Source organism: Paractinoplanes polyasparticus, assembly GCF_019710575.1.
GTDB classification, from domain to species: Bacteria; Actinomycetota; Actinomycetes; order Mycobacteriales; family Micromonosporaceae; genus Actinoplanes; species Actinoplanes polyasparticus.
In genome coordinates this window covers 24684-42135 of record NZ_JAHWFK010000036.1, presented here as the reverse complement: position 1 = coordinate 42135, position 17452 = coordinate 24684, and the positions used below count along the sequence as shown (strand labels likewise).

The 17452-nt window shown below is 70.9% G+C and carries 12 protein-coding genes, 1 tRNA gene and 2 pseudogenes; 5 read left to right on the top strand and 10 right to left on the bottom strand.

Annotated elements, in window-relative coordinates:
- Window positions 1–13: 13 nt before the first annotated feature.
- On the top strand, window positions 14–337 hold the full coding sequence (locus KXC43_RS32680; RefSeq protein WP_221380058.1) for a helix-turn-helix domain-containing protein: 324 nt from the start codon (window positions 14–16) through the stop codon (window positions 335–337).
- Window positions 338–368: 31 nt separating this feature from the next.
- On the opposite strand, the gene KXC43_RS32675 is transcribed toward KXC43_RS32680, so the two are convergent.
- The 4 genes from KXC43_RS32675 to KXC43_RS32660 all read right to left on the bottom strand — a co-directional run bounded on the left by KXC43_RS32675 (window position 369) and on the right by KXC43_RS32660 (window position 5094).
- The gene (locus KXC43_RS32675; protein ID WP_221380057.1) at window positions 369–2021 is read right to left on the bottom strand and encodes a VWA domain-containing protein; all 1653 of its coding nucleotides are present in this window, start codon (window positions 2019–2021) and stop codon (window positions 369–371) included.
- 147 nt (window positions 2022–2168) lie between these two features.
- A complete protein-coding gene (locus KXC43_RS32670; protein WP_221380056.1) occupies window positions 2169–3701 on the bottom strand; it encodes a hypothetical protein in 1533 nt (510 codons plus the stop codon).
- A 10-nt stretch (window positions 3702–3711) separates the two neighbouring features.
- On the bottom strand, window positions 3712–4779 hold the full coding sequence (locus tag KXC43_RS32665; protein ID WP_221380055.1) for an LPXTG cell wall anchor domain-containing protein: 1068 nt from the start codon (window positions 4777–4779) through the stop codon (window positions 3712–3714).
- Between the two features lie 66 nt (window positions 4780–4845).
- Complete coding sequence (locus tag KXC43_RS32660) at window positions 4846–5094, bottom strand: hypothetical protein (protein ID WP_255645244.1); 249 nt, start codon at window positions 5092–5094, stop codon at window positions 4846–4848.
- Window positions 5095–5220: 126 nt separating this feature from the next.
- Here KXC43_RS32660 and fdh point away from each other — a divergent pair.
- Window positions 5221–8460 (top strand): annotated as a pseudogene (fdh, locus tag KXC43_RS32655) (formate dehydrogenase); the annotation flags it as partial.
- 189 nt (window positions 8461–8649) lie between these two features.
- Here the strand turns inward: fdh and KXC43_RS53600 are convergent.
- Window positions 8650–8904: a hypothetical protein gene (locus tag KXC43_RS53600; protein ID WP_255645242.1), complete on the bottom strand. Its 255-nt coding sequence runs from the start codon at window positions 8902–8904 to the stop codon at window positions 8650–8652.
- A gap of 241 nt (window positions 8905–9145) precedes the next feature.
- On the opposite strand from KXC43_RS53600, the pseudogene KXC43_RS51525 reads away from it, so the two are divergent.
- Window positions 9146–9775 (top strand): annotated as a pseudogene (locus KXC43_RS51525) (4Fe-4S dicluster domain-containing protein); the annotation flags it as partial.
- Window positions 9772–11025, top strand: coding sequence for an NrfD/PsrC family molybdoenzyme membrane anchor subunit (gene nrfD, locus KXC43_RS32645; protein WP_308129362.1), 1254 nt, complete (start codon window positions 9772–9774; stop codon window positions 11023–11025). The pseudogene KXC43_RS51525 and the gene nrfD, both read left to right, overlap by 4 nt.
- A gap of 98 nt (window positions 11026–11123) precedes the next feature.
- On the opposite strand, the gene KXC43_RS32640 is transcribed toward nrfD, so the two are convergent.
- Window positions 11124–11597 (bottom strand): MerR family transcriptional regulator, encoded by a 474-nt coding sequence (locus KXC43_RS32640; protein WP_221380052.1) that lies wholly within the window; start codon window positions 11595–11597, stop codon window positions 11124–11126.
- A 33-nt stretch (window positions 11598–11630) separates the two neighbouring features.
- Window positions 11631–12650, bottom strand: coding sequence for a selenide, water dikinase SelD (selD, locus tag KXC43_RS32635; protein WP_221380051.1), 1020 nt, complete (start codon window positions 12648–12650; stop codon window positions 11631–11633).
- Between the two features lie 51 nt (window positions 12651–12701).
- On the opposite strand from selD, the gene KXC43_RS32630 reads away from it, so the two are divergent.
- Window positions 12702–12795, top strand: a tRNA-Sec gene (locus tag KXC43_RS32630).
- Window positions 12796–12856: 61 nt separating this feature from the next.
- Here the strand turns inward: KXC43_RS32630 and KXC43_RS32625 are convergent.
- The 3 genes from KXC43_RS32625 to KXC43_RS32615 form a co-directional block, all read right to left on the bottom strand.
- A complete protein-coding gene (locus KXC43_RS32625) occupies window positions 12857–13975 on the bottom strand; it encodes a serine hydrolase domain-containing protein (protein WP_221380050.1) in 1119 nt (372 codons plus the stop codon).
- A gap of 100 nt (window positions 13976–14075) precedes the next feature.
- Window positions 14076–16571, bottom strand: coding sequence for an FtsX-like permease family protein (locus tag KXC43_RS32620; protein WP_221380049.1), 2496 nt, complete (start codon window positions 16569–16571; stop codon window positions 14076–14078).
- Window positions 16571–17383, bottom strand: coding sequence for an ABC transporter ATP-binding protein (locus KXC43_RS32615; protein WP_308129361.1), 813 nt, complete (start codon window positions 17381–17383; stop codon window positions 16571–16573). The genes KXC43_RS32620 and KXC43_RS32615 overlap by 1 nt, the downstream gene beginning before the upstream one ends.
- Between the last annotated feature and the right edge of the window lie 69 nt (window positions 17384–17452).

Genomic DNA, 17452 nt, shown 5'->3' with positions numbered 1-17452 from the left:
GGCCCTGCGCGAGGTGACTGACGCCGTGGCGGCCGACCCCGGCGGCGACCACTCGACGACCGCGCTGGCTGCCAAGGCGCACATCAGTCCCCGCCACCTGTCCCGCCTGTTCCGGCGCGAGTTGGGCAGCACCCCGGCCCGATACGTCGAGAGCGTCCTAGTCGACGCGGCGATGCGCCTGCTGCACGACGGCCACTCGGTCACCGCCACCGCCGGCCGGGTCGGCCTGGGCAGCCCCGAGACCCTGCGCCGCCTGTTCCTGACCCACGTCGGAGTCTCGCCGAGGGCCTACCGGCAGCGTTTCCGTACGACCCGAGCGTCTCCGTCCGGTTCGTAGCCGCTGTTCCCCGCTGTCGGGCGGCGCGGTCTCAGGCGCCGCGGCGGCTGGCGATCGCCTCCAGGAAAATTTCGCCGATCTTGGCGGGGTCGGTGGCGACGAAGACGCCGCCGGAGCCGGAGGCCTTGACGATCGCCTCCAGTTCGGCTCGGTCGATCGCGGTGCCCATGCCGATGATGATCATGCGGACGGGCTTGCCGGGGTCGCGGAGTTTCGTCATCCTCGCGACCAGCTCCTCGATCTTCAGGCCGCTCGGGTTGTCGTTCTTGCCGTCGGTGTAGATGACGACCGAATTGGAGACCCCGGGCTTCCAGTCCTTCTTCACCGCGGCGTACGCGGCCAGTGCCGTGTCGAAGAGGCCGGTGTCACCGCCGTCCTTCGGCGTGATCCGGCCGATCGCGGCCCGGAGCTCGGGCAGGTGGGTCGCGACCGACGAGATCGGCACGTTCTCCTTCCACGGGCGGGTGCCCACCATGTTCGTCGAGAACGTCCAGTTGCCGACCGACCAGCGCCCGTCGAGCAGCGCGAGGCCCTGCTGCGCGGTGCGCTGGGTGACCTCGGCCCGGGTCAGGCCGCCGGCCGTCGGCACCTTGGCCTTCATCGAGCCGGAGACGTCGAACACGGCCAGCATCCGGCCGGGCTGGGTGATCGCCGTCCAGCTGCCGAGCAGTGGGGTGAGAGCGGCGGCGCCGGGCGCGGGCGGCGGTACGACCTTGGCCGGAGCGCCCTGCGGGGCCGGGAAGCCGGTGCCGGCCGAGCCGTCGGCGCCGCGCAGCCCGGCCCGGGCGAGATCCGCGGAGAGGCCGCCGAGCGCCTCGCGCAGCCTCGTCGCCGCGGCGGCCTTCTCCGGGTCGACGCCCGGCATGATCGCGTACGGGTAATCGAGCACCGCCGTGGCCGGGTTCGGATAGACCGCGGCCAGCCGGTTGCCCGGAGTCCTGGCGTTGTGGGCGACGACGTCAGCCTCGGACAGCAGCGCGAGCCCGACCGTGTCGCCGACCTTGAGCAGCAGGTCCTTGCGGGTGGTGGAGCTGTTGGCGGCGAGGGCCCGCATGACCCCGACGCGCAGCGCGGCCGAGTCCGTGGCGCCGGCCACGGTGAGCAGCCCGGCCAGCCCGGTGGCGTCGCGCGACGGTTCGACCAGGCCGGGTCGCAGCGCCTTGTCGGCGTAGAGCCGCTTGACGAGGTCGGCCATTTTCGGCGTACGGGCGAGAGCCGCGGCTGAGGCCTCCGGCACGGCCAGTACGGTCGGGCTCGTGGCGACCGAGCCGAGCACCGTCGGCCGGAAGCCGGGCGCCTCCGACGAGATCCGCACCAGCCAGGTGCCCGAGTCGGGAATCCAGGCGTCGATGCCTTCCGCCTCGGACTGGGCGCCCGTGCCGACGCCGGCCAGGTTCACGCCGTGCTTGCCACCCACCGAGGCGGCGACCGAAGCCGGCTGGGCGGCGGCCACGGCAACCTGCGCGCAGGTGCCCTCGCGCCGGCTCCACGCGTCGGCCGCGGCGCGTACGGCGGGCGCGATCTCGGGCGCGGCAGCCACCTGAAGCTGCACGGTGGTGGCGCAGCCCTCGCTGGACCACTCTTGATAACCGGCATACGCGCCGCCCGCGACCACAGCAACGGCTACGGCGGCGGCGGTGACGATCAGTCCGGTGCGCTGAAGCGGACGGTGACGGCCAGGCATCGAGCCATGATGGACGCCACAGCGACATTTGTCACTACCACTGCAACTACTTTCTGATCTCCATTGGTCACGCCCCGACGCACGAGGTTCGGTGCACCGCGTGACGCGGGCCCGAGCCGGTTACGAAGGGTGGCGGCCGGCCCAGGGTCAGCGGCGGCGGGTGGCGAAGCGGGTCGCGGCGCCCGCGACGAGCAGCAGGAGGCCGATCAGGGCGGCGGCCACGGTGTTGCTGCCGGTGATCGGCAGGCCCCCGCCGCCACCTCCGCCGCCGTCGCCACCGGTGGTCGGGGCCCCGGCCGCGTTCACGACGATGGCCTCCTCCTGATCGACCGGAGGCGCTTCGCCCGGGACGAGTCTCGTGCGGATCTTGCCGCGGAGGGCGCCGGGCTTGTCGACACGCAGCTTGAAGTCGAAGGTGACCGTCTCGCCCGGGAAGTAGGGGAGACCCTCGAACATGCCCGTCCAGCAGTAGTAGTTGCCGTCGTCGAAGTCGGCGCCGTCCGGCCACGGCACGCCGGGGGTCGGGTAGTCGACATTGAACGGCCGGCACAGCTTCGAGTGCCCGACGACGGTGGTGCCGGCGGGCGGCGTCACCGTGACCGTCAGGAAAGCGGCCAGGTCGTTGCCCCAGCCTTCCAGCCGCGCCGGGCCGTTGTTGCGCACGCTGGTGCGTACGGTGACCGTCCGGCCCACCCGGCCGCTCACCGTGTCGCCCTTGACGGTGAAGGTGGAGTGGTTGCGGCCGGTGACCTGCAGCTGCCACTCGTCGACGTTGTTGTCCGGGTTGGCGTTCGGATCAACCTCGGTCTGGGGAAGCGTTTCTCCCACGGCGCCCGGCGCCGGGCTGAGCCGCAGCTCGTCGCCGTCGCCGCTGCCCGGGAGTGCGAAGCCCTGGTCGAGCCAGTCCTGCGCGGTGTACCAGGTCGATGACGACAGCCACTGGCTCGGCGCCCACACGGCGTCGGTCGCGGTGACCGGCCACGGGGTGGCCAAGCGGTATTCCTGACCGGGCGCCAGCTCGCCCACGAACAGACAGGCGGCGCCGGCGGTCGGCCTGACCGCGCCCCGGCCCTGGATCGGGGTGCAGTTGCCGAAGTCCGGGGTGCGCATGCCGACAGCCGTCTGCAGTCGCAGCACGACGCCCGTGAGGGGACGGTCGCCGGTGTTGCGGATGCCGGCGGCGAGGTTCGCCGTCGCGCCGGTCGCGACCGAGACGTCGTCCTGAAGCTGCAAGGGAGTGATCGAGACCGCCTCGGCCACCGTGATGGCGCCGGTCGCGGTGGCCACGGTCCGGCCGCCGGCAACGATGCGGCCCGGCAGCGTCACGATCGTGCCGGCCGGGGCGTCCGATGCGGCGGTCAGCTCCACGGCTCCGCTGAAGCCCCGGTCGTTGAGTGCGCAGGTCAACGTCGTGGCCGTGGTGGTGCACGCGGTCGAGAAGTTGGGCCGGAACGTGATCAGACCTTGAGCCCTCGAGATGTCGAAGACCAGATCGTATTTGTTGCGGCTCGTGCCCACGGTGGGCGTGTCGACGCTCAGCCTGAGGGCGGCCGAGTCGCCGGGCGCGACGCTGGTGCGGTTCAGCGTCAGCTTCCGCGGGGTGGCTGCGGCCTGGGCCGGCGCCGGGGCGATCAGCGCGGCCAGGAGGGCGATCAGGGCGACATTCGCGAGCTTGCGCATCAGATGGCCTCTACCGTCGGCGGGTGGTCAGGCGGGCAGCGGCGCCGGCGACAAGGAGCGCGAGGCCGATCAGAGCGACAACGGTGGTGTTGCTGCCGGTGATCGGCAGGCCGCCACCGCCGCCCTCGCCGCCGTTGCCACTGCCGTTGCCGGTGGCGGGTGAACCGGTCGCGGTGATGACGATGGGGGCGCGGTACGGGATCGGGCCGAGGGCCGGGCCGTTGTTGCGCACGCTGGTGCGGACGGTGACGTTCCTGCCGACCTGGCCGCTCGCCGTGTCGCCCCGCACCGTGAGCGTGGAGGTGTTGCGGCCGGTGACGTGCAGCTGCCACTCGTCGACGTTGTTGTAGACCAGCTCCGGCTCGGTCTGGGGGACGGCCCGGGCCGTGACCGCGGCGGCGAGTTCCAGCTCGGGGCCGTCGCCGCCGGTCGGCAGCTTGCCGCCCTGGTCGGTGAAGTCCTGCGCGGTGGACCACTGGAACGACGCGAGCCACTGACTGGGCGCCCACACCAGGTCGGTCGCCGTGACCTGCCAGGGTGTGGCCAGGCGGTATTCCTGTCCGGGGGCCAGCTCGGCGTCGAACAGGCAGATGGCGCCGGAGTCGGGCGGGATGTTCGGGTCGGTCACGACGTTGGTGCAGTTGGCGTAGTCGGCCGTGCGGATGCCGGCGACCGTCCGGAGCTGCAGGACCACGCCGGAGATGGGGCTGTCGCCGGTGTTGCGGACGCCTGCGGCGAGCCCGAACGTGCGGCCGCTGCCGATCGACATGTCGTCCTGCGCCTCGACCGCGGCCAGCGAGACCTCTTCGGCGACCGTGACGGTGCCGGTCGCCCGCGCGACCGTGTTGCCGTCGAGGACGGCCCGGACCGGAATGGTCGCTGTCGTGCCGACCGGGGCGCCGGGCTTGGCGGTCGTCATGAGGTAACTCGACATTCCGCCGGTGTTCACCGGGCACGTCAAGGTGGTGGTCGTGGTTTCGCACGGGTAATAGGTGAGCTCGAAGGTGAAGAGGTCACGGGCCGCCGTGATGTCGAAGATCAGGTCGAGGTCGTAGCGGGTCGAGCCGCCGCCGGGCACGCTGATGGGGAAAGAGCAGCAGGATCAGGATACAGCCTGATCAGAATGCATTCCGGACGTTGCCGTTCACCATCCGTACGGGCCGTCGCCCGGCCGGTCCCAGCCGTCGCAGGAGTCCTCCTCGGACGAGGCGGTGACGGCGCGCAGCTCGTCGAGCAGGTCGGGCCCGTCGTGGCCGGTGTCGACCGAGCGCCCGATCAGGCCCAGCTGGGCGGCGCAGTCGCGGCCGAAGCCCTTCACCATGCGGTCGGCGCGCGTCTGGTGCCCGCAACGGGGGCACCGCCGCATGGGCACGGGACGCCGGGAAGTAGCCATCCACCCCAGTATCACGCCGGAGTGCTGTTCGGGCGCCATCCGGCGTCGTAAACCGTGCTGTGCATCCCAGATCGGCCGCTTCCGCTCCGGGTGCAGCCATCCGGGGGCTGGCGTAGGGTCTTGATCGTGGGAGTCAAGACCTGGATCGAGGGATGGCCGGTCTACCGGCAGCTCACCGGCGCCGATCCCCTGGGCCGGGGCGCCGCCGCGCAATCTCCCAAGTCGAAGGCGCTGACCGCCCGCACCGAGACCGCCGACCGGGTCGCCAAGTCGGTCTGTCCCTACTGCGCGGTCGGCTGCGGGCAGCGCATCTTCGTCAAGGACGAGAAGGTCGTCCAGATCGAGGGCGACCCCGACAGCCCGATCTCGCGCGGCCGCCTGTGTCCCAAGGGTTCGGCCAGCCTGAGCCTGGTCACCAGCGACCGCCGGCAGCAGAAGGTGCTCTACCGCCGTCCGTACGGCAAGGACTGGGAAGAGCTCGACCTCGACACGGCGATGGAGATGATCGCCGACCGGGTGCTGGCCGCGCGCGACGCGACCTGGCAGGACTCGGACGACGACGGGCGCCCCCTGAACCGTACGCTGGGAATCTCGAGCCTCGGTGGGGCGACGCTCGACAACGAAGAGAACTATCTGATCAAGAAGCTCTTCACCGCGATCGGCGCCATCCAGATCGAGAACCAGGCCCGTATTTGACACTCCGCCACCGTCCCCGGTCTGGGGACCTCCTTCGGCCGTGGCGGGGCCACCAACTTCCTCCAGGATTTGGCTAACGCCGACTGCATCATCATCCAGGGCTCCAACATGGCCGAAGCGCACCCGGTGGGCTTCCAGTGGGTGGTCGAGGCGAAGAACCGCGGGGCGAAGGTCATTCACGTCGACCCGCGCTTCACCCGCACCAGCGCGCTCGCGCACACCTACCTGCCGGTGCGGGCCGGGGCCGACATCGCGTTCCTGGGTGGCGTGATCAATTACATCCTGAGCAACGAGAAGGACTTCCGCGAGTACGTCGTCGCGTACACCAACGCGTCCATGATCGTCAGCGAGGACTTCCAGGACACCGAGGATCTCGACGGGCTGTTCTCCGGCTACGACTCCGAGCTGAACACGTACGACCAGGGCAGCTGGCAGTACGCGGGGCAGCAGGCGGAGGGCCAGGAGGAGGACGAGTCGCACGCCGACCGGGAAACCGCCTCGGGCCTGGAGCAGGAATCGCACGGTCCGCCGATCCCGGCCGACGTGCCGCGGGATCCGACCCTGCAGCACCCACGCTGCGTCTACCAGGTGCTCAAGCGGCACTACGCCCGCTACACCCCCGAGGTCGTGGAGCGCCTGTGCGGCGTCCCGCAGGACAAATTCCTCGAGGTCTGCGAGGCCTGGACGGCGAACTCGGGCCGGGAGAGGACGACCGCGCTGGTCTACTCGGTGGGCTGGACCCAGCACAGCGTCGGTGTGCAGTACATCCGGGCCGGCGCGATCATCCAGCTGCTGCTGGGCAACGTGGGCCGGCCGGGCGGCGGCGTCATGGCGCTGCGCGGGCACGCCAGCATCCAGGGCTCGACCGACATCCCGACGCTGTTCAACCTGCTGCCGGGCTACCTGCCGATGCCGCACTTCAAGCAGCACGAGTCGTTCGACCAGTGGATCGACGCGATCCGGCACCCGGAGCAGTCCGGCTTCTGGGCGAACGCCAAGTCGTACGCGGTCAGTCTGCTCAAGTCCTACTGGGGCGACGCGGCGACCGAGCAGAACGATTACGGGTACGGCTGGATGCCCCGCCTGACCGGCGATCACGGCACGTACCAGCAGGTCCTCGACATGATCGACGGCAAGATCAAGGGGTACTTCCTGCTCGGGCAGAACCCGGCGGTCGGCTCGGCTCACGGCAAGGCGCAGCGCCTGGGCATGGCCAACCTGGACTGGCTGGTGGTCCGCGACCTCTTCATGATCGAGAGCGCCACGTTCTGGAAGAACGGGCCCGAGATCGGCACCGGCGAAATCGTGCCCGAGGAGTGCAAGACCGAGGTCTTCTTCATGCCGGCCGCCTCGCACGCCGAGAAGTCGGGCACCTTCACCCAGACCCAGCGCATGCTGCAGTGGCGCGAGCAGGCCGTCGAGCCGCCGGGCGACGCCCGCAGCGAGCTGTGGTTCTTCTATCACCTGGGCCGCATCATCCGCGAGCGGCTGGCCGGTTCGGCCCGCCCCCGCGACGAGGGCATCCGCAAGCTCACCTGGGACTACGAGCTGCACGGCGAGTTGCAGGAGCCCAGCGGCGAGGATGTCCTCAAAGAGATCAACGGGTACGACCTGACCACCGGCAAGCTGCTGAGCAGCTTCACCGAGATGAAGCCGGACGGCTCCACGTCGGGTGGCTGCTGGATCTACACCGGCGTCTACAAGGACGGGGTAAACCAGGCCGCCCGGCGCAAGCCCGGCCGCGAGCAGAACTACGTCGCCCGCGAGTGGGGCTGGGCCTGGCCGGCCGACCGTCGCACGCTCTACAACCGGGCCTCGGCCGACCCCGACGGCAAGCCGTGGTCCGAGCGTAAGAAGTACGTCTGGTGGGACGAGGCGAAGGGCGAGTGGGTCGGCGAGGACGTGCCCGACTTCGAGAAGACGAAGCCGCCGTCGTACCGGCCGCCCGAGGGCGCGAGCGGCGTCGAGGCCATCTCCGGCGACGACCCGTTCATCATGCAGGGCGACGGCAAGGGCTGGCTGTACGCGCCCAGCGGCCTCATCGACGGCCCGATGCCGACCCACTACGAGCCGGCCGAGTCGATGGTGCGCAACCCGCTGTACGGCCAGCAGGCCAACCCGACCCGCAAGGTGTACGAACGCTCGGACAACCTGACCAACCCGAGCCCGCCCGAACTGCACTCGGAGGTCTACCCGTTCGTCTTCAGCACCAGCCGCCTGACCGAGCACCACACCGCCGGCGGCATGAGCCGGCAGCTGGCCTACCTGTCCGAGCTGCAGCCCGAGATGTTCGTCGAGGTGTCGCCCGAACTGGCCGCCGAGCGCGGGCTGGAACACCTGGGCTGGGCGCACATCGTCACGGCGCGCGCGGCGATCGAAGCCAAGGTCATGGTCACCGACCGGCTGGCGCCGCTGCGGATCGACGGACGGGTGGTGCACCAGCTGTGGCTGCCGTACCACTGGGGCAGCGAGGGCCTGGTCACCGGCGACTCGGCCAACGACCTGATCGGCATCACGCTCGACCCCAACGTGCTCATCCAGGAAAGCAAGGTCGGCACCTGCGACATCCAGCCGGGGCGCCGGCCGTCGGGGCCCGAGCTTCTGACGTACGTGCAGGGCTACCGTGACCGCGCGGGCCTCACGCCCGGGCATCACACGCCGATCGAGACCCCGAGGGACGAAGATGGGCAGCAATAGCCTGTACGGGCCGCTCGATCCGGCGCTGGACGCCGGGTACACCGACGCGCCGCCGCGGATGGGGTTCTTCACCGACACCTCGGTGTGCATCGGATGCAAGGCGTGCGAGGTGGCTTGCAAGACCTGGAACGCGGTGCCGGACGACGGGTTCGACCTGCTCGGTCAGTCGTACGACAACACGGGCGGGCTGACAGCCAATTCGTGGCGGCATGTGGCGTTCATCGAGCAGCCCCGGTCGTCCTCCGGGGCGGCCACCGACACGCCGGGGGCCTTCGCGGGGCTGCCGGTAGGGCCGAGTTCCGTGCCGGCGACCAATGTGGTGGCTGCGCGGTCCGCCCCGGACACTGGGACGTCGCCGGGGATTCCGCCGGCCGTTGACGCTCTGGCCGCGGCGGCCACCGCCGGTACGGAATTCATCGGTGCTGCTCCTTCGCCGGGCGCCACCGGGGGGTGCGGCTCCGGTGACACTTCCGGGGGCTGTGCTTGTGGGGGTGGCTCGTCTCGCGGTGGCGCTTCTGCGGCCGGCTCCTCCGGGGGCTGCGGTTCGGGGGCCGGGGCCTCTGAGGGCTGCGCTTGTGCGGGCGGCTCGTCTCACGGCGGTGCTTCTGGTGTTGGCGCTTCCGGGGCGGGCGCCATCGGGGTTGGCGCTTCGGGGAGCGGCGAGTTCCTGGGCATGCCGATGACTGATCTTCCCGGGCGGGTGAACGAGGCGCCGCGGAGTGATTTCCGCTGGCTGATGATGTCGAACGTCTGCAAGCACTGCACGCACGCGGGCTGCCTCGACGTGTGCCCGACGGGGGCGCTGTTCCGCACCGAGTTCGGCACGGTCGTGGTGCAGGACGACATCTGCAACGGTTGCGGCTACTGCATTTCCGGGTGCCCGTACGGTGTGATCGACCGGCGCGAGGACGACGGGCGGGCCTGGAAATGCACGCTCTGCTACGACCGGATCGGTGACGGGCTCGAGCCGGCCTGTGCGAAGGCCTGCCCGACCGAGTCGATCCAGTTCGGTGAGCTCGACGAGCTGCGCGAGCGGGCCGCGCGCCGGCTCGAGACGCTGCAGTCGCAAGGGGTGGCCGAGGCGCGGCTGTACGGCAACGACCCGTCGGACGGGGTGGGCGGGGACGGCGCGTTCTTCCTGCTGCTCGACGAGCCCGAGGTGTACGGGCTGCCGCCTGACCCGCACGTGCCGACCCGCGACGTCGTGGCGATGTGGAAGCGGGCCGGTCTGGCCGCGTTGACCATGGCCGCCACGGCGGTTGTCGCATTCGCCGGGAGGCGCAAGTGAGCCCGACTTCCTCCGGCGTGCCCACCCCGGACGAACGTTCCTCGGACCAGCGCTCATCCGATCGCGGCGCCTCGGGCAGCGGCGCCTCGGGCAGCCGCGCCTCGGGCAGCGCCTCGTCGGACAGCGGCGCCTCGGGCAGCGGCTCCTTGGATGGCGGCTCGTTGGGCGTTCGGTCCCGGGGTGGTCGTTCGTCGGGCGGCCGGTCCTCGGGCGAGCGGTCCGGCGGCAGGCGCGGCGGCAGACGTGGCCGGGGCGGGGACCGGTCGATGGTGCCCGAGGCCGACTTTCAGTCCTATTACGGGCGGCCCATCGTGCGGCCGCCGGTGTGGACACATGACATTGCGATCTACCTGTTCACCGGTGGGCTGGCCGCCGGGTCGGCGATGGTCGCGGCGGGCGGGCAGGCCACCAACGACCCGGTGCTGCGCGTCGCGGGGCGGGCCACGGCCATGGGGGCGCTGGGGGCCAGCGCGTTCTTCCTGATCAAGGACCTGGGGCGGCCGGACCGCTTCCACCACATGCTGCGGGTGGCCAAGCCGACCTCGCCGATGTCGATGGGCACCTGGCTGCTGAGCTTCTTCGGTGGCGCGGCGGGCGTGGCGGCAGCGGCCGAGGTCGCGCCGTTCCTGCCGGACAGGGGTGTGCTCGGGTTGGCCCGCAAGGTGCTGCCGCCGGTCGGTGCGGCCGCCGGGTATGGGGCCGCCCTGCTCGCTCCGGGGCTGGCCACGTACACCGCAGTGCTTTTCTCGGACACCGCTGTGCCGAGTTGGAACGCCGCGTACCCGGACCTGCCCTTCATGTTCGCCGGAAGCGCGCTGGCCAGTGGCGCCGGTGTCGGGCTGGTCGCGGCGCCGGGCCGGTCGATGCGGCGCATGGCGGTGGCCGGGGCGGCGGTCGAGCTCGCGGCCGGGCACCGGGTCGAGCACGGGCACGGGCTGCTGAGCGAACCGTACCGGAAGGGCCGACCGGGCAAACTGCTGCGTGCCGCCCGTCTGCTGACTGCGGTGGGAGCGGTCGGCGCGGTCGTGGGACACCGCAGCCGGGTCGTGTCGGCGCTGGCCGGCGCCTCGCTGCTGGCCGGCTCGGCGCTGACCCGCTTCGGGGTGTTCGAGGGCGGCGTAGAGTCGGCAAAGGATCCGCGCTACACGGTCATCCCGCAGCGCGAGGGCCTGAACAAGGCGGGCGGCGTCAAGGTCAGCGGTGGTGCAGCGGCCCCGCCGTCAGTTCCGGGCGGGCCGGCGTCAGCTTGAGCTGGATCAGCGACCGCGCCGCGTCTTGGCGGCGGGGTCAGCGGCCGCGCCGTTTGTGACGGCTGGGTCAGCGACCGCGCCGTGTCTTGGCGGCGGGGTCAGCGGCCGGGCGCCGTCGCTGTCGCTTCGGTGTCGAGGCGGTCGAGGCCCAGCTCGTGCCGGGCGCGCTGGAAGTCGCTGTCCTGCTGGGCCTGCTCCTCCTGCTGGGCACGGTCCATCTCGCCGTACAGGGCGATCTTGATGTCCAGCATCGCGACGTCCTGCTGCAGCTCCTCGATGCGGGCGAGAACCCGCTCGCGGTGCTCGACGAACAGCCGCAGGCGGTCGCCGACGGTGTGGTCGCCGGCGCGCACCATCTCGGCGTAGCGGCGCATGTCGCGCACGGGCATGCCGGTGCCGCGCAGGCGGATCAGCAGCCGGAGCCAGTCCAGGTCGCGGTCGCAGTAGCGGCGACGGCCCGCGGTGTCGCGCTCGACCGGCTCGACCAGCCCCTCCTGCTCGTACCAGCGCAGGGTGTGCACGGTGAGCCCGACCGTTTCCGCCGCCTCGCCGACGGTGAGTCCGTTCGCCATGGGTTCAGCCTCGCAGTTCGAGTGCACTCGAAGTCAAGCGCGAACCTCCAGCGTCCGGCCGTCCGCCCGGGCCGGGAGCAGCTCGCCGACGATCGGGAAGCCGGGCACCTCGCCCGCCACCAGCAGCCCGCCCGACGTCTGCGCGTCGGCCAGCAGCAGCAGCTCGTCCTCGCTGACGCCGCTGTCGAGGTGCGGCCGCACCCAGTCGAGGTTGAGGCGGGTGCCACCACTGACGTACCCGTCCCGCAGGGCCTCGCGAGCGCCTTCGAGGTACGGGACGGCCCGCGCGTCGACGCGGGCGGTGACACCGCTGGCCCGGGCCAGTTTGTGCAGGTGCCCGAGCAGCCCGAAGCCGGTCACGTCGGTGGCGCACACGGCGCCGGCCTTCAGCGCCTCGACCGAGGCCGTCCGGTTGAGCGTGGTCATGGCGTCGACGGCGTGCGCGAAGACCTCACCGGTGGCCTTGTGCCGGCTGTTGAGCACGCCGACGCCGAGCGGCTTGGTCAGCGTCAGCGGCACCCCGGCCACCCCGGCGTCGTTACGCATGAGCCGGTGCGGATCGGCGATGCCGGTGACAGCCATGCCGTACTTGGGTTCCGGGTCGTCCACGCTGTGCCCACCGGCAAGGTGGCATCCCGCGTCCCGGGCGACGGCCAGCCCTCCCGCCAGCACCTCGGCCGCCAGTTCCATCGGCAGCAGATCCCGCGGCCAGGCCAGCAGGTTCACGGCAACCACGGGCGTCCCACCCATGGCGTACACATCGGAAAGCGCGTTGGCCGCCGCGATGCGCCCCCAGTCGTAGGCGTCATCAACCACGGGCGTGAAGAAGTCGGCCGTAGCCACCACCGCGGTGCCGTTGGCGAGGCTCACCACGGCCGCGTCGTCCCCGTCGTCAAGCCCGACAAGCAGCTCGCCGGGCCCCTTGGGCAGACCGGTACCGACGAGCCCCGCCACCACGGCTTCCAGCTCCCCGGGCGGGATCTTGCAGGCGCAGCCTCCGCCATGGGCGTACTGGGTGAGTCGCGGCGCATCAACAGCAGTCACAACCCCCACTCTGGCACGGCACTGATCACACCGCCCGTCCAGGCGTCTAGAGTTACGCCCGGAGGCGTTCAGGTGGCTGGTGCCCCTCCCGGTCTTCAAAACCGGTGTGGCCCGGCATCCGGGCCAGGCGGGTTCGATTCCCGTCCGCCTCCGCTTTCACCGTGGCGCCGCAGGCCCATTCGGCACACCAATGCACGTCGTGAGCACGCGGGGAGTCAGCCCCGGCACAGTGCGATGTCGAGGGACCGCTCGAGTCGCCGGTTGGCGTCGTCGTTCGGGACCATCGAGTTCACCGCGACGGTCGCCGCCTTGCCCGAGGCGGTGATGCCGACCACGGTGACGTATCCGGGCGCGACGCCACCGTGCGTCCAGGCGAAACCGCCGCAGCTCAGCGCGAACGTGGCGAGGCCGAGGCCGTACCGGGAACCGCCGACGCTGTCGAACCCCGGCGCGGCCACCGTCTTCTTCATCTCCGCCAGTTGCGCCGGTGCCAGGAGGCGGCCGCCCAGCAGTCCGGCGAGGAACCGGTTGACGTCGGAGGGACGGCCGACCAGGGCGCCGGCGGACCAGGCGGGCGACGGGTCGGACTCGGTGATGTCGACGGGTGGATCGGCGGGGAAGTACCCGCGCGGGTGGGTGCCGCGAATCGTGGTCTCACCCTCGGCCGGCCAGTACATGCCGCGCAGGCCCAGCGGCTCGATGATGCGCTCGGTGATCAGCTCACCGATCGGGCGGCCGCTCGCCTTCTGCGCCACCAGGCCGGCCAGGATGTAATTCGTGTTGCTGTAGACGAACTTGGCCCCCGGCGCGGATTCCGGCTTCGTGGCGAAGGCGACCCGCAGCAGCTCGTACGGCTCGTAGTAGGTGTTCAGTCCGTCGGGGAAGTCCGCGAAGATCGCCTCGTCGTAGTCGGGCAGGCCGCTCGTCTGCTGCAGCAGGTGCCGGACCGTGATGGCGCGCCCGTCGATGCCGGGACCACGGACCACGCCCGGGAGGTACGTCTCGACCGGTGTGTCCAGGCCGACCTTGCCCTCGCCGACCAACTGGAGCACCACCGTGGCGGTGAACATCTTGGTGTTGCTGGCGATCCGGACCCGCCCGTCGACCGGCATCTTCGCTCCGGTGCGCAGGTCCGCGACGCCCGCGGTGTAGTTGCGGGTACGGCCGTCGGGTTGCCGCACCGACGCCAGCACACCGACGAACCGGTCCTGGGCGACCAGCGCGTCCACAGTGCGCTGGACGGGGGAGGTGCCGGCGTGGGCCGCGGGCGCGGCGACAAGGCCGGCGCCGACGGTCACCAGGGCCGCCAGGACCCGGGGAAGAACACGGGACATCGGGATCTCCTGTCGAAAAGACTCAACACCGTGAAGTCTTCTGGCATCAGAAACGGTGTTCCCACACCACAGTCAAGCCGAGCGGCAGCATTCGACCATCTCATTCCTTCACGCCGATGCTGTGAACGGGTGGGACCCGTAGCAAGCGGCCGATCGGCAATATCGTTGTGGTGAGCGTCAGTAGCGTCGTCCCACCGAGCACGGCCAGCCAGCCCCACACGGGGACGTAGGGCACCGGGTTGCCGGTCAGAGCGCGTACGAATGTGATGAGCGTGGTGGCGGCGACGCCCCCGCCGATGATCAGGGCGACACCCAGCAGGCCGGCCTGTTCCGCCAGGATCATCCGTTTGATCTGCCTTCCGGTGACCCCGACCAGGCGTAGCAACGACAGTTCCCGACGGCGGGACAGCGCCGCCATCACCATGGTGTTGGCCGCGGCGAGTACGGCGTATCCCACCAGCACTGCGACGAACAGCTTGTTCAGCCATGAGTTCAGCGCCAGATCGGTGGCGAGCTGCCGGTGCAGGTCAGCGGAGTCGATGACCGTGCTTCCCGGGTATCGGGCGGCCAGGGAGGTCAGCGACTTCTCGGCGTCCGCGCCAGGCTCGGTGCGAATCAGTATCTGGTCGTCGAGGTTGGTCGCGGTGTGCCCGGTGACGACCTGTCGGGGCAGGATGACGTCGCCGAAACCGAGACCTCGCTCGTAGACGGCCACGACTCGCAATGTCACGGGGGTGCCGTCGCCCAGAAAGAGTTCGGCCTTTCTCCCGAGCTTCCAGCCGGAGCCGGCGGCCTGCGTGCGGGAGACCGCGACGGTATCGACGCCCAGGTCGGCGAGGCGACCCGACGTCACCCGTAGGTTCAGGGTGGCAGCGGCGTTGTCCGGGTCGATGGCCTGTGCCGCGATCGGCTCGAAGATGTCCGGGTTCTTCACGATGACGGACGTGCGACGCACGCCGGTCGCCGCACGCACACCAGGGATCCGGCGAATCTCGGCCGCCGCACCGTCGGGCAGCCCGGCCGGGGACAGCAGCACGCGCTGAGCCAGCGTGCCGTCGCGAGTCTGGCTGACTGTTGCTCGCTGCAGGTTGTCCTGCAGGAACCACACCGAACCGCCGAAGCCGACCGACAACACCAGCGCGGTCAGCACGGTACTCATGGCTTGCGCGTTTGCCTTGAGGTTCTTGGCGGCCAGGTAGCCGCTGGGACCCCACAGCGCGCGGAGTACGGGGCTCAGCAGCCAGGCACTCGCCCGATTTATCCAGGGCGCGAGCAGCGACACGGCGATGATGAACAGAAACAGCATGCCGACCGCCCCGGCCATGGCGGCCTCTGCGCCGGCGCCGGCGGTGAGGGAGATGACGGCACCGGCCCCGCCCAGCGTCATCAGGCCAAATGTCAGGCGCAGCTTACCGGTGCGCGCCGGCTCGACAGCCGCCTCACCGAGTGCTTCGGCCGGGTGGATCCTGACAGTCCGCCGGCCGGCGGACAAAGCAGCCAGCATGGCCACCAGGGCGACGATCGCCGCGGTGAGCAGAGCCGACGGGCCGAGGGTGACCATCGGGAACGACGCCGGAACGAGGCCCCGCTCGACGAATTGGCCGTGCACCCAGCCGGTGGTGAGCAGGCTGGCCGGAATGCCGATCGCCGCGCCGGCCAGGCTGAGCAGCGCGGCCTCCGCCACGATCATCCGTCGCACCTGGCCCGGGGTCGCCGCGATCGCCCGCAGCAGGGCCAGCTCGCGGCGACGGTGCCGGACCGACAACCCGATGGTGCCGGCCACCACGAACCCGACAAGCAGTACAACGTAGCCGCCGAACGAGTTGCCCACCCCGATCAGCAGGTCTTGAGCCGATCCAGGCTCCTGCTCCGCCCGGCCACGATCACTTCCCGCGTACGACTGCACGCCGACGGCATCTGCGAGCCCACCGACCGCAGCTTCGACGTCCTCGACGTCGGCCTGTGGCGCGGCGACCACGCCGATCGCCGCCGCCCGGTCCGGCTTCGCGGACAACAGGGCCGCCTGGTTGTCGGTGAAGAAGACGCTCGGTGGCCCCGACCCTTCAGCGACACCGGTCACCCGATACTCCCGCCTGATGCCGGCGACCAGCAGCTGAGTGCGTGCACCCGGCTCGGCGCCGCCCGCGACGCGGGCATCCAGGACTACGTCGCCCGGCCCGCTCGGTCGGTCACCCTTGATGATCCGGTACGGGGTGAGCGCGGCGACGCTCCAGCCGTGCCCGGTAGCGGGAGCCGACGCGACCACAGCGACCCGGTGGTCGACAGCCACCGTGACCACACCCGGCACCGCGCGGATCTTGTCAGCCAGACTCGCCGGCACCGTGCCGCCGTCCGGCAGTTCGAGCGTCTGCCTTTCCTCGTCGCCGGATTCGAGGGTGGTGACGAAGGTCTGCTCGGGGTGGGCCACGACCACGTCGGCGGCGGCATACTGATCGGGTGTCGGCTGGTAACGCAGACCGGATTCCACCAACGCGCCCGTGGTGGCAAGGATCATGACGCCGACGGTGAGAGCCAGCAATGTTGCCAGTGCGCTGCCGATCCGGCGGCGCAGCATCTGAGCGGCAAGCCGGAGCATCACACCACCGCCCGTGCAGGCCGACCCAGCGAAGCAAGCTCTTCAGCGATGGCCCCGGCACCCGGCTGCGGCATGTCACGCACGATCCGGCCATCGGCCAGCACCACGACCCGGTCGGCGTACGAGGCAGCCACCGGGTCATGGGTGACCATGATGATCGTCTGCCCCTGCTCGGTGACCATCGCGCGCAGCAACGACAGCACCTCGGCGGCGCTCTGCGTGTCCAGCGCGCCGGTCGGCTCGTCAGAGAAGATCACCTCCGGTCGCGTGGCCAGCGCCCGAGCGATGGCCACCCGCTGCTGCTGGCCACCGGAGAGCGCCGCCGGCCGATGCTTCAGCCGCTGTCCGAGGCCTACCCGCTCGATGACCTCAGCGATCCACCGCCGGTCGGGCCGCGCCTTGGCGAGCCGCAGCGGCAGCATGATGTTCTCCTCGACGGTGAGGGCGCCGATCAGGTTGAAAGCCTGGAAGACGAAACCGATCTCACTACGCCTCAGCTTCGTCAGCCCGGTCTCGGAGAGCGACGACAGCTCGGTGGCACCGATCCAGACCCGTCCGGAGGTCGGCCGGTCGAGTCCGGCCATGGTCTGCAGCAGCGTGCTCTTGCCGGAACCCGAGGGACCCATCACGGCGGTGAAGGTGCCCCGCACGAACATCGCGTCGATCCCGGCGAGGGCAGTGACACTCTGCCCGGGTCCGGCGTAGACGCGAGTCAGCTGCTCGACCCGGACGGCAGCTGCGCCAGGGCCGGAGGAAGGCTGGTGGGCGACCGGCAGGGGACGTTGTTCTGGTGTTTTTGCTGATCTCCGCACGCCGACAACGGTAGGGAGGCGACTGGTCGGGAACCATGCGGTCAGCAGGCCACTTGACGGTAGTGCAGG

Coding starts and splice junctions, on each gene's coding strand:
- KXC43_RS32640 (WP_221380052.1), bottom strand. CDS start 11,597: ATGGCGAACGGACTCACCGTCGGCGAGGCGGCGGAAACGGTCGGGCTC.
- KXC43_RS32625 (WP_221380050.1), bottom strand. CDS start 13,975: ATGTCCCGTGTTCTTCCCCGGGTCCTGGCGGCCCTGGTGACCGTCGGC.
- KXC43_RS32620 (WP_221380049.1), bottom strand. CDS start 16,571: ATGCTCCGGCTTGCCGCTCAGATGCTGCGCCGCCGGATCGGCAGCGCA.
- KXC43_RS32670 (WP_221380056.1), bottom strand. CDS start 3,701: ATGCGCAAGCTCGCGAATGTCGCCCTGATCGCCCTCCTGGCCGCGCTG.
- KXC43_RS53600 (WP_255645242.1), bottom strand. CDS start 8,904: ATGAATTCCGTACCGGCGGTGGCCGCCGCGGCCAGAGCGTCAACGGCC.
- KXC43_RS32660 (WP_255645244.1), bottom strand. CDS start 5,094: ATGGCTACTTCCCGGCGTCCCGTGCCCATGCGGCGGTGCCCCCGTTGC.
- KXC43_RS32675 (WP_221380057.1), bottom strand. CDS start 2,021: ATGCCTGGCCGTCACCGTCCGCTTCAGCGCACCGGACTGATCGTCACC.